We start from the raw sequence: 2,759 nt of genomic DNA on the forward strand, positions 1-2,759 counted from the left end.
CGCCCCTCAGCGCTCACGCGTCGCGCCTGCCGAACCAGCGGCGGCGACGTGGCTCGGACCCCGACGACCCGGCGGCGTCGCCGGGCCGTCCGAGCCCCTCGAACGGGAACGCATCGGCGGCCGTGACCGTCGCGACGATCGCCTCGACCTCGGGGCCCGGCATCCCGAAGAGCGTCGCGGCGATGCTCGCGAGCGGCGGCACCTCCTCGCGCGCCATGTCGCGATAGGCGTCGTCGTCGCGTCCCTGTGGATCGGTGATGTCGCCGTCGGCGGACGCGCCGAGCGCGCGCCGGTCGGCGAACGCGACCGTGCGGGCGCGCAGTTCCTCGACCGACGTCGGCGGGGCGGCCGGCCCGAGGCGCGCTGCGATGCCGCCGGCCTCGCGGATCGTGAACGTCGACCGCAGCTTCGAGGGCACGAGGCCGAGCACGCCGTTGCGATGCGCGACATCGGCCGTGAGCACCAGGTCGGCGGCCCGGATCGCCGCCTCGTCGATCTGGACGGCGCGGTGCGAACCGCCGTCCGCTCCGAGCCGCTCGACGATCGCTCGTGTGCGGCGGCGCATGGGTTGACCGGCGGGCGCAGCGAGGCCCGCGCTCGTGACGACGACGCGGGGTGCGGCATCCGTCGGCAGGTACCAGTCGGCCCAGGTGCGCAGGAGCGCCTCGGCCAGCGCCGACCGGTTGATGTTGCCGGTGCAGACCACGAGCACCCGGAACTCGTCGGAATCGATGCGCGATCACCCCAGCTCGCCACGACCGGGGAGCGGGGCCCCGGATAAGGTTTCTGAAAAGGATTCTAGAGGGGGTGCGGTGCGCGTACTCAGGGTCTCGCACAGCGCCGTCGTCGACGAGTGGCGCGGGCGCGAGCGCGCGCTCACCGCGCTCGGGGTCGACGTCGAGCTGTGCTGCGCCCGGCGGTGGCATGCCGGCGGCGCGCCCGTGACCCTGGTCGCCCGCCCCGACGAGCACGTGCACGGCGTGCGCACGCTCGGCCGGCACCCGGCGCTCTTCGTGTACGACCCGCTGCCCCTGTGGCGCGCCCTCGGCGGCGACTTCGACGTGATCGACGTGCACGAGGAGCCGTTCGCCCTCGCGACCGCCGAGATCCTGCTGCTGCGCGCGCTGCGCGGCCGCTCGCGACGCACGCCGGTCGTGCTCTACACCGCGCAGAACCTGCGCAAGCGCTACCCGATCCCGTTCCGGTGGCTCGAGCGGTGGGCGCTGCGATCCGCGTCGGGCGTGTCGGCGTGCAACACCGAGGCGGCGCGCATCGCCGAGGACAAGGGGTTCGCGGGGCGCGCGCACGTGATCCCGCTGGGGGTCGACCTCGGGCGGTTCAGGCCGGCGGATGCCCCGGGAACGCCCGGCGGGTCTGGCGAGACGGATGCCGCGGGCCATTCGGAGGGCACCACGGGCGACCCGTCCGCCCCGATCACCGTCGGCTTCATCGGCCGGCTCGTGCCCGAGAAGGGCCTGCTCGTGCTGCTCGACGCGCTCGCGCGCGACCCCCGGCTGCACCTGCGCGTGGTCGGCACCGGTCCGCTCGCGTCCGAACTGCCGGCGCGTGCGGCCTCCGTCGACGTCGCCGACCGCGTCGAGCTCGTGGGCGCCACCGACCCGGCCGGCATCCCCGACGTGCTGCGGTCCTTCGACGTGCTCGCCGTGCCCTCGCTGCCGACCGGATCGTGGACCGAGCAGTTCGGCCGCGTCGCCGTCGAGGCGATGGCGTGCGGGGTCCCGGTGGTGTCGAGTGACGCGGGTGCGCTGCCCGACGTCGTGGGGGGTGCTGGGCTGGTGGTTCCCGCGGGCGATCCGGCCGCACTCGCGGAGGCGCTCGCGGCGGCATCCGGCCCGCGCGCCGCCGAACTCCGCGCAGCGGGGTTCGCCCGCGCCGAGGAGTGCAGCTGGGGTGCGGTCGGCCGCGACTACCTCGACCTGTACCGTTCGATCGTGCATGAGGCATCCCCCGCCCCCGAACCGACGCCGACGCTCGAGGTCGTCGTCGTCGCGTACGGGTCGCCCGAGCTGCTCCGTCGCGCGCTCGAGCCGGTCGCGGGCCTGCCGGTCACGGTGGTCGACAACTCCTCGCTGCCGGCCATCCGCGGGCTCTGCGACGAGCTCGGCGTGCGCTATCTCGATCCCGGGCGCAACGGCGGCTTCGCCGCGGGCGTCAACCACGGCCTCGCGAATCGCATCGCGCCGGGCTCCGACGTGCTGCTGCTGAACCCCGACGCCGAGATCACGACCGACGACGTCGCCCGACTGCACGAGGCGCTCCGCGCGCGCCCCGACCTCGCGAGCGTGGGGCCCGGCCAGGTCGACGAGGGCGGGCGCGAGTCACGGGTCGAGTGGTGGCTGCCGTCGCCGTCCGGCACCTGGCTCGAGGCGCTCGGCCTCGCGCGGCTCCGCCGCGACCCGACCTACGTGATCGGATCGGTCCTGCTGCTCCGCGCGGAGGCGCTCGAGCAGGTCGGCGCCTTCGACGAGCGCTTCTTCCTCTACGCCGAGGAGGCCGACTGGTCCTATCGCGCGCACCGGCTCGGATGGCGGCACGCGGCGGTTCCCGAAGCGCACGCGGTGCACATCGGCGCGGGCACCGGCGGCGACCCGCGCCGGCGCGAGGCGCACTTCCACGCCTCCCAGGAGCGGTACCTCCGCAAGCACTACGGTGCGGTCGGATGGCAGTGGGCGCGCGCCGGGCAGTGGCTCGGCGCGATGGCGCGCTCGGTCCTGCTCCCCGGCGAACGCGGCTCGGCC

At 75.3% G+C, this 2,759-nt stretch carries 2 protein-coding genes; one reads left to right on the forward strand and one right to left on the reverse strand.

The window, feature by feature from the left end; all coding sequences use genetic code 11:
• Nucleotides 1–13: 13 nt before the first annotated feature.
• Nucleotides 14–712, reverse strand: a complete 699-nt coding sequence (locus ESO86_RS15010; RefSeq protein ID WP_165307950.1) for an arsenate reductase/protein-tyrosine-phosphatase family protein — start codon at nucleotides 710–712, stop codon at nucleotides 14–16.
• Nucleotides 713–812: 100 nt separating this feature from the next.
• Here ESO86_RS15010 and ESO86_RS15015 point away from each other — a divergent pair.
• On the forward strand, nucleotides 813–2,759 hold a 1,947-nt coding region (locus ESO86_RS15015; RefSeq protein WP_242492400.1), incomplete at its 3' end, for a glycosyltransferase.

The organism is Agromyces binzhouensis, from assembly GCF_004135055.1.
Lineage (GTDB): Bacteria > Actinomycetota > Actinomycetes > Actinomycetales > Microbacteriaceae > Agromyces > Agromyces binzhouensis.